The organism is Burkholderia sp. NLJ2 (genome assembly GCF_049487195.1).
Taxonomy (GTDB): domain Bacteria; phylum Pseudomonadota; class Gammaproteobacteria; order Burkholderiales; family Burkholderiaceae; genus Burkholderia; species Burkholderia pyrrocinia.
Genome location: NZ_CP137808.1, coordinates 787,807 through 813,186 on the forward strand (window position 1 = coordinate 787,807; position 25,380 = coordinate 813,186).

Sequence of the window (25,380 nt, forward strand, 5' to 3'; positions counted from 1 at the left end):
CGAGGACGGGACAGTCTCACGGCCGCGTCAGGCCGCCAGCATTTCCTTCGCGTGCTTGCGCGTCGTCGCCGTGATCTCGAGCCCGCCGAGCATCCGTGCGACTTCCTCGATCCGGTTGGCCCGGTCGAGTGCGACGACCGTCGACACCGTGCCGCCGCGATCGTCGGCGCCCTTCGCGACCTGGAAGTGGTGGTCGCCGCGCGCGGCGACCTGCGGCAGGTGCGTCACGCACAGCACCTGGCGGTCGCGCCCGAGCTGGTGCAGCAGGCGACCGACCACTTCGGCGACGCCGCCGCCGATCCCCGTATCGACTTCGTCGAAGATCAGCGTCGGCGTCGGGCTTGCCGCGCTCGCGATCACGGCGAGCGCGAGGCTGATCCGCGCGAGCTCGCCGCCCGACGCGACTTTCCCGAGCGGCCGCAGCGGCACGCCGGGGTGCCCGGCGACCCGGAACTCGACCTGCTCGAGCCCGTGCGGGCCGCCGTCGGCGAGCGGCACGAGCGCGACTTCGAAACTCCCGCCCGCCATCGACAGTTCCTGCATGCCGGCCGTGACGGCCGTGCCGAGCGTCTTGGCGGCCTGCGCGCGTGCCTTCGACAGGTGCTTTGCGTCGGCGAGATAGGCTTCCCGCGCCTTGGCCTGCGTCGCCTCGAGCGCGCCGAGATCGGCGGCCGCGTCGAGCGCGGCGAGCTGTGCGCGGCGTGCCGCGTGTTCTTCGTGCAGCGTGTCGGGCGGCAGCCGGAACTTGCGGGCGGTCGAGTGCAGCGCGTCGAGGCGCGTTTCGACCTGCGCGAGCCGCTCGGGATCGAGATCGACGCGCTGCGCATAGTGCGACAGCGAATAGACGGCTTCCTGCAGCTGGATCTCGGCCGGTTCGAGCGACGCGAGCGCGTCGCCGAGCGCGGTGTCGTAGTCGGCGAGGCTGCGCAGCTTCGACACGATCGCGCCGAGCTGCGCGAGCATCGCGTCGTCGGACTCGGACAGCGCGTTGAGCGCGCCGCGCACGCCTTCGATCAGGTTCGCCGAATGCGACAGGCGCTTGTGCTCGTTGCTGACTTCGTCCCATTCGCCGGCTTGCGGCGCGAGCTTGTCGAGCTCGGCGAGCTGCCACGCGAGCTTTTCGCGTTCGAGCTGCAGCTCGCGCTCGTGCGCCTTCGCGGTATCGATCGCCTGCGTCGCATCGCGCCAGACGCGCCACGCGCGCGCGACGTTCGCGGCATCGGCGACGAGCCCCGCGTGCGTGTCGAACAGCTCGCGCTGCGCATCGGGCCGCATCAGCAACTGGTGCGCGTGCTGACCGTGGATGTCGACGAGCATCTCGCCGAGTTCGCGCAGTTGCGCGAGCGTCGCGCTGGTGCCGTTGATGAACGCGCGCGAACGGCCGTTCGCGTCGATCACGCGGCGCAGCATCACGGTGTCCTCCGCGTCGAACGCGTGTTCGTCGAGCCAGCGCGCGACGCGGTCGTGCGGCGTGAATTCGGCGGTGATGTCGGCGCGGCCGCAGCCGGTGCGCACGACGCTCGCGTCGGCACGTTCGCCGAGCGCGAGGGCGAGGGCGTCGATCAGGATTGATTTCCCGGCACCGGTTTCACCGGAAAAGACGGAAAAGCCGCTGTCGAATTCGAGATCGAGCGCGGCCACGATGACGAAGTCGCGGATCGAGAGGTGGCGGAGCATGGTGTCGGCGGAGGGGCGTCAGAACGCCTTGTCGTCTTCGTTCGATGCGTGTTCGTTCCAGTGCAGCTTCTTGCGCAGCGTCGAGAAATAGCTGTAGCCGACCGGGTGCAGGAACGGCACCGTGTGCTTCGAGCGGCGCACCTCGATCGTGTCGTTCAGTTCGAGCGCGGTGAACGACTGCATGTCGAAGTTCACGTTGACGTCGCGCCCGCCGACGATCTGGATCGCGATCTTCGAATCGTCGGGCAGCACGATCGGCCGGTTCGACAGCGCGTGCGGCGCGATCGGCACGAGCACGATGCCCTGGAGCTGCGGATGGAGGATCGGGCCGGCCGACGACAGCGCGTACGCGGTCGAGCCCGTCGGCGTGGCGACGATCAGGCCGTCCGAACGCTGGTTGTACATGTACCGGCCGTCGACCGACGCGCGCAGCTCGACCATCCCGGAGAAGCCGCTGCGGTTCACGACGACGTCGTTGAACGCGAGCGCGTGGTAGATCGGTTCGCCGTCGCGCATGATCCTGGCCTCGAGCAGCGAGCGCTCCTCGCGCTCGAACTTGCCCGCCAGCATCACGGGGACGAGCGCGTGCATGTCGGCCGCCGCGATGTCCGTGATGAAGCCGAGCCGCCCGTGGTTGATCCCGATCAGCGGCGTCCGGTACGGCGCGAGCTGGCGGCCGATGCCGAGCATCGTGCCGTCGCCGCCCAGCACGACCGCCACGTCCGCACGCGCCCCGATTTCGGCCGGCGTGAGCGCCGGATAGCCGGCGATGCCGAATTCGCGCGCGGTATCGCCTTCGAAGACGACCTCGAAGCCCAGCTTCGCCAGGCTGGCAGCCAGCGTGGCGAGCGGCTCGGCGATGCCGGGCGTGTTGCTCCGGCCGACGAGCGCGACAGTGTTGAACTGATTACCGGTTTTCATGCCGGCATTACACCATAGCTCGTTGACGAAAAGAACCGGCTGTGCGACGGCGGGGCCGGATCGGGCCGGCCCGCGCAATGGTGGCCGACGCCACTCGCCGCGGTCGCGCGGTTGCGCTAAAATTTTCCACCATGCTAGATCCTCGCGCACGAACCCTCCTGAAAACCCTGATCGAACGGTATATCGCCGACGGTCAGCCAGTCGGATCGCGCACGTTGTCTCGTTATTCCGGGCTCGAGTTGAGCCCGGCGACGATCCGCAACGTGATGTCCGACCTGGAGGAGCTCGGCCTTGTGTCGAGCCCGCACACGTCGGCCGGCCGCGTGCCGACGCCGCGCGGCTACCGGCTGTTCGTCGATACGATGCTGACGGTCGAGGCGCCGATCGACGCCGAGGCCGTCGCGCGGCAGGTGCAGAACACGCTGCAGGCCGGCGAGCCGCAGCAGCGGGTGGTCGCGGCCGCCGCGAGCGTGCTGTCGAACCTGTCGCAGTTCGCCGGCGTCGTGCTGACGCCGCGGCGCAGCCACGTGTTCAAGCAGATCGAGTTCATGCGCCTGTCGGACAAGCGCATCCTGCTGATCATCGTCACGCCCGAGGGCGACGTGCAGAACCGGATGCTCGCGACGCCGCGCGACTACTCGCCGTCGCAGCTGACCGAGGCGTCCAATTACATCAACGCGCATTTCGCCGGCCTGTCGTTCGACGAGGTGCGCCGCCGCCTGCGCGACGAGATCGACCAGTTGCGCGGCGACATGACCGCACTGATGCATCTGGCGGTGACGGCCAGCACCGAGGTGCCCGACACCGAGGACACCGTGCTGATTTCCGGCGAGCGCAACCTGCTCGAAGTGGCGGATCTTTCCTCCGACATGGCGCGGCTGCGCAAGCTGTTCGACGTGTTCGACCAAAAGACGGGCCTCCTGCAACTGCTCGACGTGTCGAGCCACGCCCAGGGCGTGCAGATCTTCATCGGCGGCGAATCGACGCTCGTGCCGATCGAGGAAATGAGCGTCGTCACCGCGCCTTACGAGGTGAACGGGCAGATCGTCGGCACGCTCGGCGTGATCGGCCCGACCCGCATGGCGTACAACCGCGTGATACCGATCGTCGACATCACCGCGCGCCTGCTGTCGCTCACGCTGAGCCAGCAATAACCTGCGATCGCCAGCCCGATCCCGCCCCGTCATCGTGCCGCGGCGCCGCCTGTGCCGACAGTCGGCCGAACGGCGCGGGGCGGCCCGCTATAATTGAGAGCCGTCCGGTCCCGTGCCCCGAGCACGTACTTGTCCATGCGTTTCGATCTTGAGCCGCCTTCGAGCATCGCGGCTGCCCATCGCATCGGCGTGCTGCTGATCAATCTCGGCACGCCCGACGCCCCCACGCCGCGCGCGGTGCGGCGCTATCTGGCCGAATTCCTGTCGGATCCGCGGGTCGTCGAGATCCCGCAGGCCGTCTGGCAGGTGCTGCTGCGCACGCTGATCCTGCCGCTGCGCGGCCGCGCGTCCGCGAAGAAATATGCGGCCGTCTGGATGCCCGAGGGCTCGCCGCTGCGCGTGCACACCGAGCGCCAGACCGACGGCGTGCGGCACCTGCTCGTGTCGAACGGCTATCACGTGCTCGTCGACTACGCGATGCGCTATGGCAGCCCGAACATTGCGCAGGCGCTCGCGCAGTTCAAGCGCTCGGGCGTCGAGCGCGTGCTGCTGATGCCGATGTATCCGCAATACTCGGCGTCGACCACGGCCACCGCGTTCGATGCCGCATTCGCCGCGCTCGCGCGCATGCGCAACCAGCCGGAGGTGCGCACGGTGCGGCACTACGCCGACCATCCGGCCTATATCCACGCGCTTGCCGAGCAGGTGCGCCAGTACTGGGCGCAGCACGGCCGGCCCGACTTCGCGGCCGGCGACAAGCTCGTGCTGAGTTTTCACGGCGTGCCGAAGCGCACGCTCGACCTCGGCGATCCCTATCACGACCAGTGCCAGCAGACGGGCGCGCTGCTGATGGCCGTGCTCGGGCTGTCGACGACAGAATGCCGCGTCACCTTTCAGTCGCGCTTCGGCAAGGCCGAATGGCTGCAGCCGTACACCGCGCCGACGCTGCGCGAGTTCGGCGAGGCCGGCGTGCGGCGGGCCGACGTGTTCTGTCCCGGTTTCACGGCCGATTGCCTGGAGACGATCGAGGAGATCGGCATGGAAGTGCGCGACGAATTCCTCGCCGGCGGCGGCAAGGCATTCCACCGCATTCCATGCCTGAACGGCGCGCCCGCGTGGCTCGGCGCGATCGGCGAGATCGTCGCCGAGAACCTGCAGGGCTGGCCCGTCAGGGCCGCGCAGCCCGAAACGGTGAACTGACATGGAACGACTCCCGCGCTCACTTCATTCGCTGCGCCCCGAGGAGGCGGTCGGCCTCGTTGCGGCGGCCCGGCGGAGGCTGACATGAAACGACCCCCACGCTTACTTCGTTCGCTTGGGGGGACGCAGTCCCCCCATCTCCCGATGGCTTCTCCCTATGCGTGTGGAGCGGCCCGGCGGAGGCTGACATGAACTACAAGATTTCCACGGAACCGGGCGCGAAGCTGCGCATCGACAAATGGCTGTGGGCGGCCCGGTTCTTCAAGACGCGCTCGCTCGCGACTGATGCGGTCGACAAGGGGCACGTGAAGATCGGCGGTGCGGCGATCAAGCCGGCGAAGGAGGTGCGCGTCGGCGACGAGGTCGAGATTGCGATCGACGGCATCGTCTGGCACATTGCCGTGCTGGGCGTGTGCGACGTGCGCGGGCCTGCGAGCGTCGCGCAGACGCTTTACGCGGAAACGGAAGCGGGGCGGGCCGCGCGGCTCGCCGAACTGGAGCGGCGCCGCACGTATCGCGAGCCGGCGTCTGAACTGCACGGCCGGCCGACGAAGCGCGACCGGCGCATCATCGACAGATTTTCTGGTGGGAGCTGAACATCTGGTCGAATGTCGCCCGCGCGCTTCCGTATTCGGTCGTGCGGTCGGTGACGGCTCCCGACAGGCAGATGGTGGTGGTGCCGGCAATGAGTACCAGCGCGACCACCGATATCGCAAAGGTCAGTTTCACGGTACTCCCCTCGAGAAGACGGGTGAAAATGGCGCCAGGTGGATGTAAGGCGACGGTCAGCTAGGGTAAACACGCTTTTCCGACGCTTGAGTGGAGTGTAGTGCAGCCGCGCTGTGCCGAGCTAGTACTTGCCGGGTAAGCGTTGTTACAGGCCGTTTCGCCCCGTCTGGCGAACGCTGCGGGGCATGCACCGGCGAGACGCGCGGTTGTTTCGCGGCATTGGCGAATGCCGGCGAATAACCCTCTTGAAATCGCAGTTTTCGCCCTTATTTGCACCAACAATGTGCGGTGCCGCCGGGTATTCGGTCCGGCGGTTGCCGATTTGGCTTCAACCTCTAATCGACTTTCAGCGACATGGAAAACACGCAAGAGAACCCGGCTACCCAATCGGCCGAAGACATCGGCAGCGAGAAGCAGACGGCGCAAGGCGCTGCGCCCGCCGCCGAAGCCGCCGACGCGGCGCTCGCGGAGGCTCAAGCCAAGGTCGCCGAGCTGCAGGAGAGCTTCCTGCGGGCGAAGGCCGAGACCGAGAACGTGCGCCGCCGCGCGCAGGATGACGTCTCGAAGGCGCACAAGTTTGCGATCGAGAGCTTCGCGGAGCACCTGCTGCCCGTGCTGGACAGCCTGGAAGCGGCGGTCAGCGACACGTCCGGCGACATCGCCAAGGTCCGCGAAGGCGTCGAACTGACGTTGCGCCAACTGACGAGCGCGCTCGAGAAGGGCCGCGTCGTCGCGATCAACCCGGTCGGCGAGAAGTTCGATCCGCACCAGCACCAGGCAATTTCGATGGTGCCGGCCGAGCAGGAGCCGAACACCGTCGTCGCGGTGCTGCAAAAGGGCTATACGATCGCCGACCGCGTGCTGCGTCCGGCGCTCGTCACCGTCGCGCAGCCGAAGTAAGGCTGCCGCGATGGTTCCCGCCGGCGTCGATCCGGCCGCGTTCGACGCGTTCGACATGCAGGCGCTCGCCGCCGACACGTTCGATGCGGGGATCGAAGGCGCGGGCGACGCGCTCGCGGTGGTGTTCTTCTGGGGCGTCGACTGCTTCAACTGCGAGATCGCGAAGAAGGCGATGCTCGCCCAGCCCGACGCGATCCGCGCGCTGGACCTGAAGTGGTTCCATTGCAACGTGTACGAACACCATCAGCTCGGGCGCCGCTTCGGGCTGCACGGCGTGCCGACGTGGTTCTTCTTCCACCGCGGCAAGCGCCTCGGCCGCGCGACGGGCTGGCATGGTCTCGCGCAGTTCCAGGCGGCCGTTTCGGCGGCCCGCGCGAAGATCGCGGCGGCGAGCCATGAACCGGCGGCCAGCGATCCGGCGGCCGGCGATCCGGCGGCCGGCGATCCGGCGACCGGCGATCCGGTAGCCGGCGGCGATTGAAAAAATTTAATATCCGCATCGCCTGTCGGGTCTTGAAAACGGACCGGACGGACGCATTTCGGGAACAGAGTTGAATTCTGGCGCGCGAAACCGCCCAAAAAAGCGGGGTTTCGCGCAGCAAACAGGCATTTCTGGAGATTAGGAAAAATGGGAAAGATCATCGGTATTGACCTCGGCACCACGAACTCGTGCGTCGCCATCATGGAAGGCAACCAGGTCAAGGTCATCGAGAACTCGGAAGGCACGCGCACCACGCCGTCGATCATCGCCTACATGGACGACAACGAAGTGCTCGTCGGCGCGCCGGCCAAGCGTCAGTCGGTGACCAACCCGAAGAACACGCTGTTCGCGGTGAAGCGCCTGATCGGCCGCCGCTTCGAAGAGAAGGAAGTCCAGAAGGACATCGGCCTGATGCCGTACACCATCGTCAAGGCCGACAACGGCGATGCATGGGTCGAGGCACATGGCGAAAAGCTCGCGCCGCCGCAGGTGTCGGCGGAAGTGCTGCGCAAGATGAAGAAGACGGCCGAAGACTACCTCGGCGAGCCGGTCACGGAAGCCGTGATCACGGTGCCGGCGTACTTCAATGACAGCCAGCGCCAGGCAACCAAGGACGCCGGCCGCATCGCGGGCCTCGAAGTCAAGCGGATCATCAACGAGCCGACGGCAGCCGCGCTCGCGTTCGGTCTCGACAAGGCCGAGAAGGGCGACCGCAAGATCGCCGTGTATGACCTCGGCGGCGGCACGTTCGACGTGTCGATCATCGAGATCGCGGACGTCGACGGCGAAATGCAGTTCGAAGTGCTGTCGACCAATGGCGACACGTTCCTCGGCGGCGAAGACTTCGACCAGCGCATCATCGATTACATCATCGGCGAGTTCAAGAAGGAGCAGGGCGTCGACCTGTCGAAGGACGTGCTCGCGCTGCAGCGCCTGAAGGAAGCCGCCGAAAAGGCGAAGATCGAGCTGTCGTCGAGCCAGCAGACCGAAATCAACCTGCCGTACATCACGGCGGACGCATCGGGCCCGAAGCACTTGAACCTGAAGATCACCCGCGCGAAGCTGGAAGCGCTGGTGGAAGACCTCGTCGAGCGCACGATCGAACCGTGCCGCATCGCGATCAAGGACGCAGGCGTCAAGGTGTCGGACATCGACGACGTGATCCTGGTCGGCGGCCAGACCCGCATGCCGAAGGTCCTCGAGAAGGTGAAGGAGTTCTTCGGCAAGGATCCGCGCCGTGACGTGAACCCGGACGAAGCCGTCGCGGTTGGCGCGGCGATCCAGGGCCAGGTCCTGTCGGGCGACCGCAAGGACGTGCTGCTGCTCGACGTGACCCCGCTGTCGCTCGGCATCGAGACGCTCGGCGGCGTGATGACGAAGATGATCAGCAAGAACACGACGATCCCGACGAAGCACGCGCAGGTGTATTCGACGGCGGACGACAACCAGGGCGCCGTGACGATCAAGGTGTTCCAGGGCGAACGCGAAATGGCGGCCGGCAACAAGCTGCTCGGCGAGTTCAACCTCGAAGGCATCCCGCCGGCACCGCGCGGCGTGCCGCAGATCGAAGTGAGCTTCGACATCGACGCGAACGGCATCCTGCACGTCGGCGCGAAGGACAAGGCGACCGGCAAGGAAAACAGGATCACGATCAAGGCCAACTCGGGTCTGTCCGAGGCTGAAATCGACCAGATGATCAAGGACGCGGAAGCGAACGCAGCGGAAGACCACAAGCTGCGCGAGCTGGCCGATTCGCGCAACCAGGGCGACGCGCTGGTCCACAGCACGAAGAAGGCGCTCGCCGAGTACGGCGACAAGCTGGACGCGGGCGAGAAGGAAGCGATCGAAACGTCGCTGAAGTCGCTCGAGGAAGCGCTGAAGGACACGTCGGCCGACAAGGCTGCGATCGACGCGAAGGTCGAGGAACTCGGCAAGGTTTCGCAGAAGCTCGGCGAGAAGATGTACGCCGACATGCAGGCCCAGCAGGCGGGCGCGGCTGCCGGCGCGGCGGGTGCAGCGGAAGGCGCGGCCCACGCGGGTGGCGCACAGCAGGCTGCCGACGACGTCGTCGACGCCGAGTTCAAGGAAGTGAAGAAGGACTGAGCCGGGTTGCAATGGCACCTGCGCCGCGCGCTCAAACGCGCGCGGCGCAGGTGCCAAGTGACTGAAAAGCGGTCTGTCTTTCCTTCCGGATGGCCGGATCGACTCCACGCCTGGCGGGCTTCGCGGCCCTCCGGGCACATTTGTTTTTTGGCGGGTGCTGCGCGAGCCGTCCGCGGACGGCGCAGCGCCAGACGAGTCGAGAGACTTTACTGCAGGCGAAAGGAGCCGCCGCGTGCGCGATGCGTGGCGGCACAGTGAATCGATATGGCGAAACGGGATTACTACGAGGTTCTGGGCGTCGCGAAGAATGCGGGCGACGACGAAATCAAGAAGGCATATCGCAAGCTTGCGATGAAGTATCACCCTGACCGCAATCCGGACAACAAGGATGCGGAAGAGCATTTCAAGGAGGTGAAGGAAGCCTATGAAATGCTGTCGGACAGCCAGAAGCGGGCCGCGTACGACCAGTACGGCCACGCGGGCGTCGATCCGAACATGGGCGGTGCGGGCGCACAGGGCTTCGGCGGCTTCGCGGACGCGTTCGGCGATATCTTCGGCGACATCTTCGGCCAGGCCGCGGGCGGTGCCGCGCGCGGCGGCCGCGGCGGCCCGCAGGTGTACCGCGGCGCCGACCTGCGCTACAGCATGGAAATCACGCTGGAGCAGGCCGCACACGGCTACGACACGCAGATCCGCGTGCCGAGCTGGGTGTCGTGCGAGGTCTGCCACGGGTCGGGCGCGAAGCCCGGCACGAAGCCGGAAACCTGCCCGACCTGTCACGGCCAGGGCTCGGTGCGCATGTCGCAGGGCTTCTTCAGCATCCAGCAGACTTGCCCGAAGTGTCACGGCACGGGCACCTACATCCCCGAGCCGTGCGTGCACTGCCACGGGTCGGGCAAGGTGAAGGAAACCAAGACGCTCGAAGTGAAGATCCCGGCCGGGATCGACGACGGGATGCGGATCCGCTCGGCCGGCAACGGCGAGCCGGGCATCAACGGCGGGCCGCCGGGCGACCTGTACGTCGAGATTCACATCAAGCCGCACTCGGTATTCGAGCGCGACGGCGACGATCTCCACTGCCAGATGCCGATCCCGTTTACGACCGCCGCGCTCGGCGGAGAGATCGAGGTGCCGACGCTGGCCGGCCGTGCGTCGTTCCCGGTGCCGGAAGGCACGCAGTCGGGCAAGACGTTCCGCCTGCGCGGCAAGGGCATCAAGGGGCTGCGTTCGAGCATCGCGGGCGATCTGTACGTCCATGTGCAGGTCGAGACGCCCGTGAAGCTGACCGACCACCAGCGCGAACTGCTCAAGCAGTTCGAGAAGTCGCTGGCCGAGGGCGGCGCACGTCACAGCCCGCAGAGCAAGAGCTGGTTCGACCGTGTGAAGAGCTTCTTCGAGTAATGGCATGACTGAAGGCAGCGAGAGCGCGTCGTTCGCGCTCTTGGACGATTGCGACTCGACCGCGTTCGCGCGGTCGAGTCGCTTGTATTCCGGCTTCGTGCGCGAACGCGTGTGCACGGATCCGGCGCGGCTCGACGAAATCGATGCGGCGGTTGCGCAGGACCTGCGCGACGGGCTGCATGCGGTGGTCGTCGGCGCTTACGAATTCGGACGCAACCTGCAACGGGCGCAGCCGGGCACTGCCCCGCTGCGCTTTTTGCTGTTTGCGCGCTGCGAGCACCTGTCGCGCGACGAAGTCGACGCGTGGCTCGCGCAGCAGGACGGTGGCGGCTCGCCGTCGATCGCGGGCGTTGCGCATGTCGCGAAGAGCGTGTCGCGCGATGCGTTCGACGCAGCGATCGCCGCGGTGCACGACGCGCTGCGTGCAGGCGATTCGTACCAGATCAACTACACATACCGGCTGAATTTCGACGTATTCGGCACGCCGCTCGCGCTGTATCGGCGGCTGCGCGCGCGCCAGCCCGTGCGTTATGGCGCGCTGATCGCGCTGCCCGGCGGCCCGTGGGTCGTGTCGTGCTCGCCGGAACTGTTCGTCGAGAAGCACGGCGACGTGTTGCGCGCACGCCCGATGAAGGGCACCGCGCCGCGTTCGGCCGATCCCCGCGACGATGCAGCCGCCGCCGCGTTCCTCGCGAGCGATCCGAAGAACCGCGCGGAAAACGTGATGATCGTCGACCTGCTGCGCAACGACGTGTCGCGGATCGCGCGCACCGGTACGGTTCGCGTGCCGGCGCTGTTCTCCGTCGAGCCGTATGCGTCGGTGTGGCAGATGACGTCGACGGTCGAGGCCGGCTGGCGCGACGGCACGACGTTCGCACAGATGCTGCGCGCGTTGTTTCCGTGTGGATCGATCACGGGTGCGCCGAAGCACATGACGATGCAGTTGATCGACGCGATCGAGTCGACGCCGCGCGGGCTCTATACGGGCGCGATCGGCTGGCTCGACGCGCCGCAGGAACGCACCGGTTCCGATGCGCCCGGCAGTCGCGCGGCTGGTTGCGGCGATTTCTGCCTGTCGGTCGCGATCCGCACGCTGACGCTCGATGCGGCCGGCGAAGGTGCGGCCGGTGAACGCGTGGCCGGCGAAGGCGCGGCTGGCGCCGATACCGAAACCCGCGATCCGGCAACGTCAACCGCCGGCCGGCGCCGCGGCACGATGGGCGTCGGCGCGGGCATCGTGCTCGACAGCGTTGCGGCCGACGAATATGCGGAGTGCGAATTGAAAGCGCGATTCCTGACGGACGCCGATCCCGGCTTCCAGTTGTTCGAAACGACCGCCGCCACGCGTGCGGACGGCATCCGGCATCTCGAGCGCCATCTCGCACGGTTGCAGCGCAGCGCGGATGCGCTCGGTTTTCGCTTCGACGCCGATGCGTTGCGCCGCGAGATCGACGCGCGCTGCGCGGCGCTCGATGGCGACGGCGCTTACCGGATGAAGCTTTCGCTCGCGAAGGACGGCACGGTCGAGATCGTCGCGGCACCGCTCAAGCCGCTGCCGGCGGGGCCGGTTGGCGTGCTGCTGGCGTCCGCGCACGGTTTCGCACCGACCCGCGCGAGCGATGCGCTGCTGCTGCACAAGACGACGCGCCGCGCCGAATACGATCGCGCGTGGCAGGCGGCGGAGGCGCTCGGCGGCTTCGACATGCTGTTCGTCAACGAGCGCGGCGAGGTGACGGAAGGCGGGCGCTCGAACCTGTTCGTGAAGCTCGACGGCCAGTGGGTGACGCCGCCGCTGGCGTCCGGCGTGCTGCCGGGCGTGATGCGCGGCGTGTTGCTCGAAGACCGTGCGTTCGGTGCGACGGAGCGCGTCGTGACCTGCGACGATCTTGCACGCGCGCAGGCGCTGCTGCTGACCAATGCACTGCGCGGCGCGCTCGATGCGGTATTGAAGTGATGAAGCGATGACGTGATGGATCGTGCGCCGCGCGTGTGCCGATGCCGCGAACCTTCACTCATGCACCGTACCAACAAAAAGCGCGGCGCCCCGCAAAGGGCGCCGCGCTTTTTCACATCCGGGTGCCGGCGAACTCGCCGCCGGCCTTGCGTCAGAACGAATGCTCCGGACCGGGGAACGAACCGTCCTTCACCGCGCGCACGTATGCTTCGACGGCCGCCTGGATGTTCGGCTGGCCCTGCATGAAATCCTTCACGAAGCGTGGCCGCTTGCCGGGGAAGATCCCGAGCATGTCGTGCAGCACGAGCACCTGCCCCGAGCAGTCCGTGCCCGCGCCGATGCCGATCGTCGGAACGCGCAGCATGTGCGTGACCTCGGCCCCGACGAGGGTCGGCACGGCCTCGAGCAGGACGACCTGCGCGCCGGCCGCTTCGACCGCGCGTGCATCGCGCAGCAGTTGCGCAGCGCCGGCCTCGGTCTTGCCCTGCACCTTGAAGCCGCCGAACGCGTGCACCGATTGCGGCGTGAGGCCCACGTGCGCACACACGGGCACCGCGCGCTCGACCAGGAAACGGATCGTATCGGCGAGCCATTCGCCGCCTTCGAGCTTGATCATCTGCGCGCCCGCGCGCATCAGCGCGACGGCGCTCGCGAATGCCTCGGAAGGCGTGCCGTAGGTGCCGAACGGCAGGTCGGCCATGATCAGCGCGCGCGGCTGCGCGCGCGCGACACAGGCGGTGTGATACGCGATGTCGTCGAGCGAGACGGGCAGCGTGGTCGTGTGGCCTTGCAGCACGTTGCCGAGCGAATCGCCGATCAGCAGCACGTCGGCGCCCGCGCGATCGAGCAGCGCGGCAAAGCTCGCGTCGTAGCACGTGAGCATCGCGATCTTCTCGCCGGCGTCGCGCATTGCCTGCAGCTTGGGCACCGTCACGGCAGGCCGGCTCGATTCCTGGAGATAGGTCATGGGAAATCCGGTTCGATGGGTGAAGAACGGCAGGCGGGACGCGTCAGCGCGTCGTCTCGCCCTTGACGAAGAATTCCTTGCGGCCGCGCATCGTCTCGATGCGCTCGATCAGCAGCGCAAGATCTTCGGGGGAATCCAGCGGGTTCAGGTGTTCCGCGGCGACCGTCAGCACCGGCGTGCGGTCGTAGTGGTAGAAGAATTCGTTGTACGCATCGACGAGCGAGCGCAGGTACGCGTCGCTGATCTGCAGCTCCATCGGCAGCGCGCGCTTCTGGATGCGCGAGAACAGCACTTCGGGGCTCGCCTGCAGATAGACGACGAGGTCGGGCGACGGCGCCTGCGGCACGTCCACGTGCGTCGCGATCGAGCGATAAAGCTGCCATTCGTCTTCCGGCAGGTTCAGCCGCGCGAAGATGTCGTTCTTCTGCGCCATGAAATCGGCGATGACGGGGCGACCGGTTTCGAGCGCGCCGATCAGCTCGCGCGCCTGCTGCGCGCGCTGCAGCGCGAACGACAGCTGCACGGGCAGCGCGTAGCGCGCGGTGTCGCGATAGAAGCGTTCGAGAAACGGGTTGTCCTGCGGGCGTTCGAGCAGCGCCTGCATCGACCAGCGCTCGCCGAGCAGGCGCGCGAGCGTCGTCTTGCCGACGCCGATCGGGCCTTCGATCACGAGATAGCGGTGCGGGGCGCGCAGGTCGGGCGCGGTGACGGTCAGCGGAGTCGGGTTCATCGGCAGCGGTTCTTGTCGGTGTCGTCGCCCGCGGCGAGCGCCTTCTGCATCAGGCACTGGCAGGTCTGCACCTTCTCGACGCGCTGGTCCGCGACGGCGGCGAGGAACGCATCGGCGCGGCCGCGCGCGGGGATGTCGAGCGCCGGATCGATCTCGACGAGCGGCACGAGTGCGAACGCGCGGTCGGTGAGGCGCGGGTGCGGGACGATCAGGTCGGGTTCGTCGATCGAGTCGGCGCCGAACAGCAGGATGTCGAGGTCGAGCGTGCGCGGCGCGTTGCGGTACGGGCGCTCGCGCCCGAAGTGATGTTCGATCTTCTGGCAGAGCGCGAGCAACTCGCGGGCAGACAGCGTCGTGTCGAGCTTGACGGCGCAGTTGTAGTAATCGTCGCCGCCCGCTTCGAACGGCGCCGTGCGATACAGGCTCGACTTGCCGAGGATCGAGATGGTGCGCTGCTGTGCAAGGCACACCACCGCGTCCTTCAGGGTCTGGCGCGCATCGCCGAGATTCGCCCCCAGTCCGATATATGCAACCGTCATGGCATCACTTCCTACGTCGTTCGCCGGCGCGCGCGTCAGTCGTCGGAACCGTCTGCGGTGTCCGGTGCCTGCTCGGCGGCACCTTCACCCGGCTTGCGGTTTCGCGCACCGCCGCGGCGGCGCCGCTTGCGGGGCGATTTTTCCTTCGAGCCGCCCTGCGTGAGCAATGCCTCGCGGGCAGCCGCGTCGCCTTCGATGAAATCCGTCCACCACTGTCCGACTTCCGCATCGAGCTCGCCGGATTCGCAGCGTAACAGGAGGAAATCATACCCCGCTCTAAACCTTTGGTGTTCCAGCAGCCGCATCGCGCTGCGGCCCGAGCGTTTCTCGAGGCGCAGCTGCAGGCCCCAGATCTCGCGCATGTCGGCCGAATAGCGCTTGTGGATCGCGAGTTTCTCGGTCTGCATGTCGATCACGTCGTCCATCGCGCGATGGAGCGCCGGCACCGGGATCTCGCCTTCGGCCGTGTATTGCTCGAAGCGCTGGCGCATGTCGTGCCACAGCAGCGTCGCGAACAGGAAGCCCGGCGATACCGTCTTGCCGGCGCGCACGCGCGCGTCGGTGTTGTTCAGCGCGAGCGTGATGAACTTCTCGCCCTGCGGCTGTTCGAGCACGACGTCGAGGAGCGGCAGCAGCCCGTGGTGCAGGCCTTCCTTGCGCAACTGCTTCAGGCACGCGAGCGCGTGGCCCGACAGCAGCAGCTTCAGCATTTCGTCGAACAGGCGCGCGGCCGGCACGTTGTTGATCAGGTCGGCCAGCGCGTTGATCGGCTCGCGCGTGTGCGGCTCGATCTCGAAGCCGAGCTTCGCCGCGAAGCGCACGACACGCAGCATCCGCACCGGATCCTCGCGGAAGCGCGTGGCCGGGTCGCCGATCATCCGCAACAGGCGGGCGCGCATGTCGGCCATCCCGTCGTGGTAGTCGAGCACCGTCTGCGTCGACGGGTCGTAGTACATCGCGTTGATCGTGAAGTCGCGGCGCGCCGCATCTTCGTGCTGCTCGCCCCACACGTTGTCGCGCAGCACGCGGCCGCTCGCGTCGACCGCATGCGTGCGGCGATCGAGTTCGTCGCGCTTCAGGCGCTTCGGCGGCTCGGCCGATGCCGGAGCCTCGGGCGGCGCATCGACCAGCGCGCGGAACGTCGACACCTCGATCAGTTCCTGGCCGAACTGCACGTGGACGATCTGGAAGCGGCGGCCGATCAGGCGCGCGCGGCGGAACAGGCGCTGCACCTCGGTCGGCGTCGCGTCGGTCGCGACGTCGAAGTCCTTCGGCGCGATGCCGAGCAGCAGGTCGCGAACCGCGCCGCCGACGATGAACGCGCGAAAACCTGCCTGCTGCAGCGTGTCGGTCACGCGCACGGCATTCCTCGAGATCAGCGAAGGATCGATCTGGTGCACGCTGGCCGGCACGACGGTCGGCTCATGGTTGCTGCGCGGCTTCTTCGCGCCGCCGCCGCGTGCGCTTTTCGCGGGGCGCGGGGCAGCAGGGGCCGCTTCGTCGGCCGGAGCCGCTTCGGGGGGCGTTTGCTGGGCTTCGTCCTGGCCGAGCAGCTTGCGGATGAATTTTTTGATCACGACGTTCAGAATAAATCGAGGATACGCCAGCCGCGGGTGCTTGCATGCGCACGCAGCGTGTCGTCAGGGTTGGTCGCGATCGGGTCGGTGACTTTCTCGAGCAGCGGGATGTCGTTGTGCGAGTCGCTGTAGAAGTAGCTGTGCGCGAAGTCGTCCCAGTGCTTGCCGAGCGACGCGAGCCATGCTTCGGTACGCACGATCTTGCCTTCGCGATAGCTCGGCGTGCCGGTCGGCCGGCCCGTGTACGGCGAATCGGGATGCCCGTCGGTCGTTTCGACCTCGCACGCGATCAGCGTATCGACGCCGAACGCGGTCGCGATCGGGCGCGTGATGAATTCGTTGGTCGCCGTCACGACGCAGCACAGGTCGCCCGCATCGAGATGCTGGCGCACGAGTTCGAGCGCGGCGGGCGTCATCGCGGGCCGGATCACCTCGTGCATGTACTGCTCGTGCCATTCGGCGAGCTGCGCGCGCGAATACTTCGCGAGCGGCGTGAGCATCGCCGTGAGGTACGCGTGGATGTCGAGCTTGCCGGCCTTGTAGTCGGCGAAGAACTGATCGTTCTGACGCGAGAAGCTTTCCGCGTCGACGATGCCGAGCTTCACCATGAAGCGGCCCCATTCGTGGTCGCTATCGGTCGGGATCAGCGTGTGATCGAGGTCAAAGAGTGCCAGATTAGTCATGGAAGCGCATTTTACTCGAAGCGGTTCGGGCCCGTGCCCGGTGGTGTGATGTCGTCGCCGGGACGCGCGAGCATCCGGCGCAGCAACGGCAGCGTGACGGCGCGTTTCTGCTCGAGCGAGAAGCGGTCGAGCGCGTCGAGCAGCGCCATCAGGCTCGGCATGTCGCGGCGGAAATGGGTCAGCAGGTAGGCGGCGATATCGTCGGTGAGCGCGATCCCGCGCTCCTTTGCCGCGAGCTTGAGTACGGCGATCTTGCCGGCGTCGGACGGCGGCGACAGGTGGAACACGAGCCCCCAGCCGAGGCGCGTGCGGAGATCCTCGCGCACGTCGAGCGCGAGCGGTGCCGCGGGGCCTGCCGCGACGAACGCGCTCGACGGATGCGCGCGCACTTCGTTGAACAGGTTGAACAGCGCGACCTGCTGCGTGTCGGTCATCCGGTCGCAGTCGTCGATCGCGTAGATGCCGATGCGCGGGTCGAACGTGAACGCGCCGAGCGGGCTCTGCGGCGTCAGGTAGCGCGCATAGCCGTACGACGCGTCGCTCACGAGCGCCTGCAGCAGGTGGGTGCGGCCGCTGCCGGGCTCGCCCCAGATATAGAACGAACGGTCCGGCACGGGGCCCGCCGCGAGCGCGAGGTCGAGCTTCTGCAGGCGCGAGATGAGCTCGTCGTTCTCCTCGTTCATGATGAAGTTGTCGAACGTGGCGGGCGGCGGCGTGCCGAGATCGAGCGTCAGTTGACGGGACACAGTCACAATGCGGGTCGGTTGAAAATACGCGTGCCGTACGCCGGGCACGCGCCGGGGACTGCCACTCCGTGGGTTGCACGCGCGACCGCACGCACGGCGGCGCGCGGGTTTCGGCGCGGCTCGCTGGGCGTTGAAAACGGGGACGTGTTGACCAAGATGCAATCCCTGACGATTCGGTGCTGGGAATTCCGGCCAACGGGCCGGCTTCGGGTAAAATCGCATTTTACCGACCTTCTCGCATTCCCCCATGAATCCTCCGAAATCCGCTCCTGACGCTCAGGGTCTGTCCTATCGCGACGCCGGCGTCGACATCGACGCAGGCGACGCTCTCATCGACAAGATCAAGCCTTTTGCGAAGAAAACCCTGCGCGACGGCGTGCTCGGCGGCATCGGCGGGTTCGGCGCGCTGTTCGAAGTGCCGAAGAAGTATCGCGAGCCCGTGCTCGTGTCGGGCACCGACGGCGTGGGCACCAAGCTCAAGCTGGCGTTTCATCTGAACAAACACGACACCGTCGGCCAGGATCTGGTCGCGATGAGCGTGAACGACATCCTCGTGCAGGGCGCCGAGCCGCTGTTCTTCCTCGACTACTTCGCGTGCGGCAAGCTCGACGTCGACACGGCCGCCACGGTCGTCAAGGGCATCGCGCAGGGCTGCGAACTGTCGGGCTGCGCGCTGATCGGCGGCGAAACGGCCGAAATGCCGGGCATGTACCCGGACGGCGAATACGACCTGGCCGGTTTCGCGGTCGGCGCGGTCGAGAAGAGCAAGATCATCGACGGCAGCACGATCGCCGAAGGCGACGTGGTGCTGGGCCTCGCATCGAGCGGCATCCATTCGAACGGCTTCTCGCTCGTGCGCAAGATCATCGAGCGCGCGAACCCCGACCTGTCGGCCGATTTCCACGGCCGCTCGCTCGCCGACGCGCTGATGGCGCCGACCCGCATCTACGTGAAGCCGCTGCTCGCGCTGATGCAGAAGCTGTCGGTGAAGGGCATGGCGCACATCACGGGCGGCGGTCTCGTCGAGAACATTCCGCGCGTGCTGCGCGAAGGCCTGACCGCCGAACTTGACCAAAACGCGTGGCCGCTGCCGCCGCTGTTCAAGTGGCTGCAGGAGCACGGCGGCGTTGCCGACGCGGAAATGCACCGCGTGTTCAACTGCGGGATTGGCATGGCCGTGATCGTCGCGGCGGCCGATGCCGACGCAGCGATCGCCGACCTGACCGCCGCCGGCGAACAGGTGTGGAAGATCGGCACCGTGCGTGCGACCCGCGAAGGCGAGGCGCAGACGGTCGTGGTCTGACGCACCGCCAGCAGCAGATGCAGCAGGGAAAGCCGCCCGGAGTCGATCCGGGCGGCTTTTTTTTCGGGCGCCGCGCGCGGCGCTGATGAAGGAGGACGACGATGACCGAAGACGAACGTGCGATCCGCGAGCTCGTGGAGAACTGGTTCGTGTCGAGCCGGCGCGGCGATCTGGCGACCGTGCTCGACCTGATCGCCGACGACGCGATCTTCATGGTGGCCGGCAAGCCGCCGTTCGACAAGGCGGCGTTCGCGGCCGCGTCGCGTGAAGCGAACGCGGGTGCGGAGCACGCACCGAAGGTCGACGGCCGCTACCGGATCGACGAGCTGCGCGTGATTGGCGACTGGGCGTACATGCGCAATTTCCTCGAGATCGACGCGACGCCGCCGGGCGGCGAAACGATCCGCCGCTCGGGCCATACGCTGACGATCTTCCGCAAGGCCGACGGCCGCTGGCAGCTCGTGCGCGATGCGAATCTCGTGACGCTCGCGCACTGAGCGCGGCGATGTGCGCGGCGGTGCCCGCCGTCGCTCAAGCGGACGGCCGCGGCGCGCCTGCCGGACGCGCGCCGGCCAGCAACGGCGGCACGAGCAGATAAAGCAGCGCGGCCGCGGCCCATACGAGCCCCGGCCATGTCGCGCGCGTTGCCGCATAGGTCGCGGTGACGACCAGCGGGCCCGCGACGCCGATCAGGCTGGCCACGCTCGCGAGCGTGCCCTGCAGTTCACCCTGGCGCGTATCGTCGACTTGCCGCGCGAGCATTGCCTGTAGCGCAGGCAGCGTCATGCCGCCCGCCGCGAACAGCGGCAGCAGCGCGAACGGCACCCATGCGGACGTCGCGAACGCGATCGCCGCGAGCCCGAGCGCGTCGCCCGCGAGCCCCAGCGCGAGCGCGCGGCGCTCGCCGAGCCGCGCGATCAGCGGCCCGATCGCGAACGCCTGCGCGAGCGCATGGCACGCGCCGTAACCCGCGAGCGACAGCCCCGCGATCGGCGTCGACCAGCCGAAATGCTCCTGGCCATACAGGATCCACAGCGTCGCGGGCGCCTGAGATACCAAGGCGACGATCACGTAGATGCCGATCAGCGGCACGAGCGCGGGTGCGCCGCTCAGCCGGCGCAGGCTCGCGAACGGGTTGAGTGCGGCGACCGCGCGGCCTTCGCGGGCCGAACGCGGCCGCGATTCCGGCAGCGCGCGCCACACGAGCACGAGATTCAGCGCATTGAGCAGCGCGGCCGCGACGAACGGCGCGCGCAGGTGCAGCGCGCCGAGCAGCCCGCCGATCAGCGGGCCCGCGATGAAGCCGATGCCCATCATCGCGCCGAGCTGGCCGAAGCGCCGTGCGCGGTCGGGTTCGGCCGTGACGTCGGTGACGTACGCGGTCGCGACCGCGACGTTCGCGCCCGTGATGCCCGCGATCAGCCGCCCCGCGTAAAGCCAGGCGAGCGTCGGCGCGAGTGCCATCAGCAGGTAGTCGAGCGCGGCGCCTGCGAGCGACGCAAGCAATACCGGCCGGCGGCCGAAACGGTCGCTCAGCGCGCCAAGCAGCGGCGCGCACAGGAACTGCGCGAACGCATACAGCGCGAGCAGGACGCCGTAGTGCGTGTCGATGCTGCCCGCGCCGGCGAGCGAGCGCAGCAGACCGGGCAGGATCGGCATCACGATCCCGACGCCGATCGCGTCGAGCAGGACCGTGGCCAGGATGGCAATCAGGGACGGATTCAAGGGGGTGACTCTATCGGTGATAGAGTGGTGATTATTCCATAGTTTCCCTATCGGTGATAGAGATGAAGGACACAGGTACGCGACTGACGCGCGACACGGTATTGCGCGCGGCGCTCGAACTGCTCGACGAGGTCGGTATCGACGGCTTGTCCACGCGGCGGCTCGCCGAGCGGCTCGGCGTGCAGTCGCCGACGCTTTACTGGCATTTCAAGAACAAGGCCGAGCTGCTCGACGCGATGGCCGAAGCGATCATGCTCGAACGGCACGACGCGTCGCTGCCGCGGCCGGGCGAAGCATGGGATGCGTGGCTCGTCGACAATGCGCGCAGTTTCCGCCGTGCGCTGCTGGCCTACCGAGACGGCGCGCGCCTGCATGCCGGTACGCGGCCGCGTGCGCTGCATTTCAGTTCGATCGAACGCAAGGTTGCGCTGCTCGGCGACGCGGGCTTCGCGCCGGATCAAGCGGTCGACGTGATGTATGCGCTCGGTCGTTTCGTGGTCGGATGGGTGCTGGAAGAACAAGCGGAGCCGGACGGCGAAGCCGATGCGCCGCTGCCGGACGCGGCCGAGTATCCGCTGCTCGCGAAGGGCTGGGCCGCGCTGCGCGAGCGCGGCGGCGACGAAGCGTTCGAGCGCGGCGTCGCGCTGATCGTCGATGGCGCCCGCGCGCATCTGGCAGCGCGCCGGCGCGGCTGACGCGGGCAGCCGACGGCCCGCTCAGCCCGGTGCGCGGCCGTCGAGTACGCGTTCGAGTGCGTCGAGCGCGCGGGCCGTCGAATCCGGCGCGATGCAGTCGACGACGATCCGCTCAGGCATCGCGCGCAACCACGTGAGCTGGCGCTTGCAAAGCTGGCGCGTCGCGAAGATGCCCTTGTCGCGCATCGTCCGGTAGTCGGTGTCGCCGTCGAGGAATTCCCACGCCTGCCGATAGCCGACGCAGCGCATCGACGGCAGGTCGGGATGGAGATCGTCGCGACGGCGCAGCCGTTCGACTTCGTCGATGAAGCCCGCGTCGAGCATCGCGTCGAAGCGCTGCGCGATCCGCGCGTGCAGTACCGCGCGATCCGACGGTTCGAGCGCGACCGGCACGAAGCGGTACGCGGCTGCCGCATCGTCCGCGCGCCGCGGCGCGGCAAGCAGCGCCGACATCGGCTGCCCGCTCAGCATGAATATTTCGAGCGCGCGCTGGATCCGCTGCGAATCGTTCGGTGCGAGCCGCGCGGCCGTGCCGGGATCGACCTGCGCGAGCCGCGCGTGCAGCGCGGGCCAGCCGTCGCGCGCGGCGTCGGCGTCGAGCTTCGCGCGCACGTCCGGGTCGGCGCCCGGCAGGTCGTTGAGCCCCTGCGTCAGCGCCTTGTAGTACAGCATCGTGCCGCCCGCGAGCAGCGGCGTGCGGCCGCGCGCGGCGATCTCGCCGATCAGGCGCAGCGTGTCCGCGCGGAATTCCGCGGCCGAATACGCGTCGGCCGGATCGATGATGTCGATCAGGTGATGCGGCACGCTGGCGCGCTCTTCGCGAGTCGGTTTCGCGGTGCCGATATCCATGTCGCGGTAGACGAGCGCCGAATCGACGCTGACGATCTCGATCGGGCGGCGCGCGGCGAGCGCCAGCGCCGCGGCCGTCTTGCCCGAAGCGGTGGGGCCGAGCAGGCAGGCGATCGTCGTCGGGGTGGAGGGCGGTGCCGCGCTCATTGGCCGCGCATGAACAGGCGGTCGAGATCGTTCAGCGTGAGCTGATACCACGTCGGCCGGCCGTGATTGCACTGGTCCGCGCGTTCGGTCGCCTCCATCTGGCGCAGCAGCGCGTTCATCTCGTCGAGCGTCAGGCGCCGGTTCGCGCGCACCGCGTGGTGGCACGCGAGTGTGCCGAGCAGTTCGTGCTGACGCTCGGTGAGCACGCGCGAGCCGCCGAACGCGTGCAGGTCGGCGAGCACCGCGCGCGCGAGCGACTGCAGGTCGGCATCCTTCAGCAGCGCCGGCACTGCGCGGATCGCGAGCGTCGTCGGCGACAGCACCGCGAGATCGAAGCCGAGCGATTCGAGCGTGTCGCGTTCTTCCTCGACCGTGCCGATCTCGACCGGCGTGGCCGTCATCGACACCGGCAGCAGCAGCGACTGCACGGCGACCGAGCGATCGGCGAGCGCGTTCTTGAACTGTTCGTACAGGATCCGCTCGTGCGCCGCGTGCATGTCGACGATCACGAGACCGTGCGCGTTCTGCGCCAGCACGTAGATGCCGTGGATCTGGCCGAGCGCGAAGCCGAGCGGCTGCTCGTCGTGCGCGGTGGCGGCGATCGGCGATGCGGCGAAGCCCGGCAGCGGCGCACCCGGTGCGTCGGCCGAATCGCGGGCGAGGCTCGTCGTGCCGTCCGGCGTGCCCGCGCCGGTGTCCTTGCGGCCGAACAGCGCGTCGTAGAGCGCGAGCGGCTGCGCGACGGGCAGCGTGCCCTGCGTCATCCGCGCCTGGCGCATCCAGTTGTTGCCCGCCGACGACGCGGACGACGACGGTGACGAGAAGCCGCTGCCGCCGGTGGCCTGGCCGTGGCTCTGGCCGAGCGGCGTGTCCAGGAACGATACGGGCCCGCGCGGCGCGGGTTCGATATGCGCGGCATGACCGCCCGCGGTGGTTTCCGGCGACGCGCCCGCGTGGCGCGCGAGCGCGCGCTGGACCGCGTGGAACACGTACTGGTGGATCGAGCGCGAATCGCGGAAGCGCACCTCGATCTTCGACGGATGCACGTTCACGTCGACGGCTTCGGGCGGCAGGTCGAGGAACAGCACGTACGACGGGTAGCGGTCGCCGTGCAGCACGTCCTCGTAGGCCGCGCGCACCGCGTGCGTCAACAGCTTGTCGCGCACGAAGCGGCCGTTGACGAAGAAATACTGCTGGTCGGCGCGCCCGCGGCTTGCGGTCGGCAGGCCTGCGCAACCGTAGACGGCGAGTGGGCCGGCCTGCTCGTCGAGCGGCAGGTGCGCGGTCGCGAAGCTGTCGCCGAGGATCTTCGCGACGCGCTGCGCGGGCTCGGTCGCGTTCCAGTGCTCGACGGCCTTGCCGTTGTGCAGCACCGAGATCGCGACGTCCGGCCGCGCGAGCGCCGCGCGGCGGATCATTTCCAGGCAGTGGCCGAACTCCGTCTGCTCGCTCTTCAGGAACTTGCGCCGCGCGGGCGTGTTGAAGTACAGCTCGCGCACCTCGATCGTCGTGCCGGTCGAGCCGGCGGCGGGCGACAGCACGCCCGTCTGCGCATCGATCTTCATCGCATGCGCGGCATCGGCCGTCCGGCTCGTGATCGACATCTCGGCCACCGACGCGATCGACGCGAGCGCCTCGCCGCGGAACCCGAGCGTCGCAACCGCCTCGAGCTCCTCGAGCGAACGGATCTTGCTGGTGGCATGGCGCATCAGCGCGAGCGCCAGCTCGCCGGGCGGAATCCCGCAACCGTCGTCGGTGATCGAGATGCGCTTGACGCCGCCTTCTTCCAGCACGATGCGCAGCGTCGTCGCGCCGGCGTCCATCGCGTTCTCGAGCAGCTCCTTGACGACCGACGCCGGGCGTTCGACGACCTCGCCCGCGGCGATCTGGCTGATCAACTGGTCGGGCAGGGGCTGGATCGCGCGCAGCGGGCGCGGAGCGGGGGCGGGCGCGGCGCCCGCGGCCGTTTCAGTGATATCGGACATGGCCGAATTATAGCGAGGCGGCGGATGCGCGCCGGGGCGACCGGCGCTTACGTTTTTTCACGGAGCCTTAAGGTAGTTTCGGTATCATGGGTCCGTCACGCGCGCCGGCCTTGACCGGCGGGCGCTTCCGCCTGTTCTGGCCGTTCCGGCCCTTTCGCCTTCGAGGAACCGCATTTGGAAACGCTGCTTCATTTCGTCAATCTCGTCCTGCATATCGACGCATTCCTCGGCGATTTCATCCGGCAGTACGGCGCATGGGTCTATGTCGTCCTGTTCCTGATCGTGTTCTGCGAGACGGGGCTCGTCGTGTTCCCGTTCCTGCCCGGCGATTCGCTGCTGTTCATCGGCGGCGCGTTCGCGGCGACGGGCGAAATGAACGTCGGCATGCTGATCGTGCTGTTGCTCGTCGCGGCGATCGCCGGCAACACCGTGAACTACCTGATCGGCCGCTGGGTCGGCCCGAAGGTGTTCAATACCCATATCCCGGTGCTCGAGCGCTTCCTCGATCGCGCCGCGCTGCAGAAGACCCACTCGTTCTACGACAAGCACGGCGGCAAGACGATCGTGCTCGCGCGCTTCATCCCGGTCGTGCGTACGTTCGCGCCGTTCGTCGCGGGTGCGTCGTCGATGAGCGCCACGCGCTTCCAGCTCTTCAACGTGATCGGCGCGCTGGTCTGGGTGCTGCTGCTCGTGCTGCTCGGCTATTTCTTCGGCAACATCCCGTTCATCCGCCAGTACCTGAACGTGATCGTGCTGGTCGGGATCGGCGCGGCGATCGTGCCGGTCGCGCTCGGCGCGGTGTGGAAGCTCGTGCGCGGGCGACAGTCGGACCATGCGCAGAAGACGGGCGGGCGCTGAGCGGGGGGCGCTTTCGTTTCTTCTCGGTGCAATAAAAAAGCGTGGCAATTTGAATT

Annotated in this window: 24 protein-coding genes; 12 read left to right on the forward strand and 12 right to left on the reverse strand. The window is 67.9% G+C overall.

Annotation, left to right across the window (positions count from 1 at the left end):
* Positions 1-27 precede the first annotated feature (27 nt).
* The gene (gene recN / locus R9B84_RS03610; RefSeq protein ID WP_423759233.1) at positions 28-1,677 is read right to left on the reverse strand and encodes a DNA repair protein RecN; all 1,650 of its coding nucleotides are present in this window, start codon (positions 1,675-1,677) and stop codon (positions 28-30) included.
* An 18-nt stretch (positions 1,678-1,695) separates the two neighbouring features.
* A complete protein-coding gene (locus R9B84_RS03615; protein ID WP_423759234.1) occupies positions 1,696-2,598 on the reverse strand; it encodes an NAD kinase in 903 nt (300 codons plus the stop codon).
* Positions 2,599-2,729: 131 nt separating this feature from the next.
* Here R9B84_RS03615 and hrcA point away from each other — a divergent pair, with 131 nt between their 5' ends.
* The 3 genes from hrcA (at position 2,730) to R9B84_RS03630 (ending at position 5,548) form a co-directional block, all read left to right on the forward strand.
* Positions 2,730-3,752, forward strand: coding sequence for a heat-inducible transcriptional repressor HrcA (gene hrcA / locus R9B84_RS03620; protein WP_096472512.1), 1,023 nt, complete (start codon positions 2,730-2,732; stop codon positions 3,750-3,752).
* 135 nt (positions 3,753-3,887) lie between these two features.
* The gene (hemH, locus tag R9B84_RS03625; RefSeq protein ID WP_423759235.1) at positions 3,888-4,952 is read left to right on the forward strand and encodes a ferrochelatase; all 1,065 of its coding nucleotides are present in this window, start codon (positions 3,888-3,890) and stop codon (positions 4,950-4,952) included.
* Positions 4,953-5,140: 188 nt separating this feature from the next.
* Entirely contained in the window at positions 5,141-5,548 is a 408-nt protein-coding gene (locus tag R9B84_RS03630) for an RNA-binding S4 domain-containing protein (RefSeq protein WP_423759236.1), read from the forward strand.
* Here R9B84_RS03630 and R9B84_RS03635 read toward each other — a convergent pair.
* Positions 5,520-5,681 carry a hypothetical protein gene (locus R9B84_RS03635; RefSeq protein WP_006476841.1) on the reverse strand — a complete coding sequence of 54 codons (162 nt, stop codon included), beginning with the start codon at positions 5,679-5,681 and terminating at the stop codon, positions 5,520-5,522. The two genes, R9B84_RS03630 and R9B84_RS03635, sit on opposite strands and share 29 nt — an antisense overlap.
* A 354-nt stretch (positions 5,682-6,035) precedes the next feature.
* Here R9B84_RS03635 and grpE point away from each other — a divergent pair, with 354 nt between their 5' ends.
* The 5 genes from grpE (at position 6,036) to R9B84_RS03660 (ending at position 12,520) form a co-directional block, all read left to right on the forward strand.
* Positions 6,036-6,581: a nucleotide exchange factor GrpE gene (grpE, locus tag R9B84_RS03640; RefSeq protein WP_423759237.1), complete on the forward strand. Its 546-nt coding sequence runs from the start codon at positions 6,036-6,038 to the stop codon at positions 6,579-6,581.
* A 10-nt stretch (positions 6,582-6,591) separates the two neighbouring features.
* Positions 6,592-7,062: a thioredoxin family protein gene (locus tag R9B84_RS03645; RefSeq protein WP_423759238.1), complete on the forward strand. Its 471-nt coding sequence runs from the start codon at positions 6,592-6,594 to the stop codon at positions 7,060-7,062.
* Positions 7,063-7,209: 147 nt separating this feature from the next.
* Complete coding sequence (gene dnaK, locus R9B84_RS03650; protein ID WP_423759239.1) at positions 7,210-9,165, forward strand: molecular chaperone DnaK; 1,956 nt, start codon at positions 7,210-7,212, stop codon at positions 9,163-9,165.
* A gap of 264 nt (positions 9,166-9,429) precedes the next feature.
* Entirely contained in the window at positions 9,430-10,566 is a 1,137-nt protein-coding gene (dnaJ, locus tag R9B84_RS03655) for a molecular chaperone DnaJ (protein WP_423759240.1), read from the forward strand.
* Between the two features lie 4 nt (positions 10,567-10,570).
* Entirely contained in the window at positions 10,571-12,520 is a 1,950-nt protein-coding gene (locus tag R9B84_RS03660; RefSeq protein ID WP_423759241.1) for a chorismate-binding protein, read from the forward strand.
* Between the two features lie 151 nt (positions 12,521-12,671).
* On the opposite strand, the gene panB is transcribed toward R9B84_RS03660, so the two are convergent.
* From panB to hda, 6 genes are read right to left on the reverse strand one after another with little or no spacing between them, the layout of a single operon-like run.
* Positions 12,672-13,487 carry a 3-methyl-2-oxobutanoate hydroxymethyltransferase gene (gene panB / locus R9B84_RS03665; RefSeq protein ID WP_423759242.1) on the reverse strand — a complete coding sequence of 272 codons (816 nt, stop codon included), beginning with the start codon at positions 13,485-13,487 and terminating at the stop codon, positions 12,672-12,674.
* A 43-nt stretch (positions 13,488-13,530) separates the two neighbouring features.
* Entirely contained in the window at positions 13,531-14,217 is a 687-nt protein-coding gene (locus tag R9B84_RS03670) for a deoxynucleoside kinase (protein ID WP_423759243.1), read from the reverse strand.
* Positions 14,214-14,756 carry a 2-amino-4-hydroxy-6-hydroxymethyldihydropteridine diphosphokinase gene (gene folK / locus R9B84_RS03675; RefSeq protein ID WP_047899873.1) on the reverse strand — a complete coding sequence of 181 codons (543 nt, stop codon included), beginning with the start codon at positions 14,754-14,756 and terminating at the stop codon, positions 14,214-14,216. The genes R9B84_RS03670 and folK overlap by 4 nt, the downstream gene beginning before the upstream one ends.
* 35 nt (positions 14,757-14,791) lie before the next feature.
* Entirely contained in the window at positions 14,792-16,333 is a 1,542-nt protein-coding gene (gene pcnB / locus R9B84_RS03680; RefSeq protein ID WP_423759244.1) for a polynucleotide adenylyltransferase PcnB, read from the reverse strand.
* 5 nt (positions 16,334-16,338) lie between these two features.
* Entirely contained in the window at positions 16,339-17,016 is a 678-nt protein-coding gene (locus tag R9B84_RS03685) for an HAD family hydrolase (RefSeq protein ID WP_047899875.1), read from the reverse strand.
* A gap of 11 nt (positions 17,017-17,027) precedes the next feature.
* Positions 17,028-17,768 (reverse strand): DnaA regulatory inactivator Hda, encoded by a 741-nt coding sequence (gene hda, locus R9B84_RS03690; protein ID WP_423759245.1) that lies wholly within the window; start codon positions 17,766-17,768, stop codon positions 17,028-17,030.
* Positions 17,769-18,009: 241 nt separating this feature from the next.
* On the opposite strand from hda, the gene purM reads away from it, so the two are divergent.
* Positions 18,010-19,065: a phosphoribosylformylglycinamidine cyclo-ligase gene (gene purM, locus R9B84_RS03695; RefSeq protein ID WP_034182804.1), complete on the forward strand. Its 1,056-nt coding sequence runs from the start codon at positions 18,010-18,012 to the stop codon at positions 19,063-19,065.
* Between the two features lie 101 nt (positions 19,066-19,166).
* On the forward strand, positions 19,167-19,562 hold the full coding sequence (locus R9B84_RS03700) for a YybH family protein (protein WP_047899878.1): 396 nt from the start codon (positions 19,167-19,169) through the stop codon (positions 19,560-19,562).
* Between the two features lie 34 nt (positions 19,563-19,596).
* On the opposite strand, the gene tet(64) is transcribed toward R9B84_RS03700, so the two are convergent.
* Positions 19,597-20,790, reverse strand: a complete 1,194-nt coding sequence (gene tet(64), locus R9B84_RS03705; protein WP_423759246.1) for a tetracycline efflux MFS transporter Tet(64) — start codon at positions 20,788-20,790, stop codon at positions 19,597-19,599.
* 62 nt (positions 20,791-20,852) lie between these two features.
* On the opposite strand from tet(64), the gene tetR reads away from it, so the two are divergent.
* Complete coding sequence (gene tetR, locus R9B84_RS03710; RefSeq protein ID WP_423759247.1) at positions 20,853-21,485, forward strand: tetracycline resistance transcriptional repressor TetR; 633 nt, start codon at positions 20,853-20,855, stop codon at positions 21,483-21,485.
* A 21-nt stretch (positions 21,486-21,506) separates the two neighbouring features.
* Here the strand turns inward: tetR and miaA are convergent, their stop codons facing one another.
* Both miaA and mutL read right to left on the reverse strand, forming a co-directional pair.
* Positions 21,507-22,481 carry a tRNA (adenosine(37)-N6)-dimethylallyltransferase MiaA gene (gene miaA, locus R9B84_RS03715; protein WP_423759248.1) on the reverse strand — a complete coding sequence of 325 codons (975 nt, stop codon included), beginning with the start codon at positions 22,479-22,481 and terminating at the stop codon, positions 21,507-21,509.
* Entirely contained in the window at positions 22,478-24,466 is a 1,989-nt protein-coding gene (gene mutL, locus R9B84_RS03720) for a DNA mismatch repair endonuclease MutL (protein WP_423759249.1), read from the reverse strand. Before mutL ends, miaA begins: the two co-directional genes overlap by 4 nt.
* Positions 24,467-24,640: 174 nt before the next feature.
* Between mutL and R9B84_RS03725 the strand changes: the two genes are divergently transcribed.
* Positions 24,641-25,324 (forward strand): DedA family protein, encoded by a 684-nt coding sequence (locus R9B84_RS03725; RefSeq protein ID WP_423759250.1) that lies wholly within the window; start codon positions 24,641-24,643, stop codon positions 25,322-25,324.
* Positions 25,325-25,380 lie beyond the last annotated feature (56 nt).

Excerpts from the sequence above, each read along its gene's own strand:
- recN (WP_423759233.1), bottom strand. The coding sequence starts at position 1,677 with ATGCTCCGCCACCTCTCGATCCGCGACTTCGTCATCGTGGCCGCGCTC.
- R9B84_RS03615 (WP_423759234.1), bottom strand. The coding sequence starts at position 2,598 with ATGAAAACCGGTAATCAGTTCAACACTGTCGCGCTCGTCGGCCGGAGC.
- hrcA (WP_096472512.1), top strand. The coding sequence starts at position 2,730 with ATGCTAGATCCTCGCGCACGAACCCTCCTGAAAACCCTGATCGAACGG.
- hemH (WP_423759235.1), top strand. The coding sequence starts at position 3,888 with ATGCGTTTCGATCTTGAGCCGCCTTCGAGCATCGCGGCTGCCCATCGC.
- R9B84_RS03630 (WP_423759236.1), top strand. The coding sequence starts at position 5,141 with ATGAACTACAAGATTTCCACGGAACCGGGCGCGAAGCTGCGCATCGAC.
- grpE (WP_423759237.1), top strand. The coding sequence starts at position 6,036 with ATGGAAAACACGCAAGAGAACCCGGCTACCCAATCGGCCGAAGACATC.
- R9B84_RS03645 (WP_423759238.1), top strand. The coding sequence starts at position 6,592 with ATGGTTCCCGCCGGCGTCGATCCGGCCGCGTTCGACGCGTTCGACATG.
- dnaK (WP_423759239.1), top strand. The coding sequence starts at position 7,210 with ATGGGAAAGATCATCGGTATTGACCTCGGCACCACGAACTCGTGCGTC.
- dnaJ (WP_423759240.1), top strand. The coding sequence starts at position 9,430 with ATGGCGAAACGGGATTACTACGAGGTTCTGGGCGTCGCGAAGAATGCG.
- R9B84_RS03660 (WP_423759241.1), top strand. The coding sequence starts at position 10,571 with ATGACTGAAGGCAGCGAGAGCGCGTCGTTCGCGCTCTTGGACGATTGC.
- panB (WP_423759242.1), bottom strand. The coding sequence starts at position 13,487 with ATGACCTATCTCCAGGAATCGAGCCGGCCTGCCGTGACGGTGCCCAAG.
- R9B84_RS03670 (WP_423759243.1), bottom strand. The coding sequence starts at position 14,217 with ATGAACCCGACTCCGCTGACCGTCACCGCGCCCGACCTGCGCGCCCCG.
- folK (WP_047899873.1), bottom strand. The coding sequence starts at position 14,756 with ATGACGGTTGCATATATCGGACTGGGGGCGAATCTCGGCGATGCGCGC.
- R9B84_RS03685 (WP_047899875.1), bottom strand. The coding sequence starts at position 17,016 with ATGACTAATCTGGCACTCTTTGACCTCGATCACACGCTGATCCCGACC.
- purM (WP_034182804.1), top strand. The coding sequence starts at position 18,010 with ATGAATCCTCCGAAATCCGCTCCTGACGCTCAGGGTCTGTCCTATCGC.
- R9B84_RS03700 (WP_047899878.1), top strand. The coding sequence starts at position 19,167 with ATGACCGAAGACGAACGTGCGATCCGCGAGCTCGTGGAGAACTGGTTC.
- tetR (WP_423759247.1), top strand. The coding sequence starts at position 20,853 with ATGAAGGACACAGGTACGCGACTGACGCGCGACACGGTATTGCGCGCG.
- miaA (WP_423759248.1), bottom strand. The coding sequence starts at position 22,481 with ATGAGCGCGGCACCGCCCTCCACCCCGACGACGATCGCCTGCCTGCTC.
- mutL (WP_423759249.1), bottom strand. The coding sequence starts at position 24,466 with ATGTCCGATATCACTGAAACGGCCGCGGGCGCCGCGCCCGCCCCCGCT.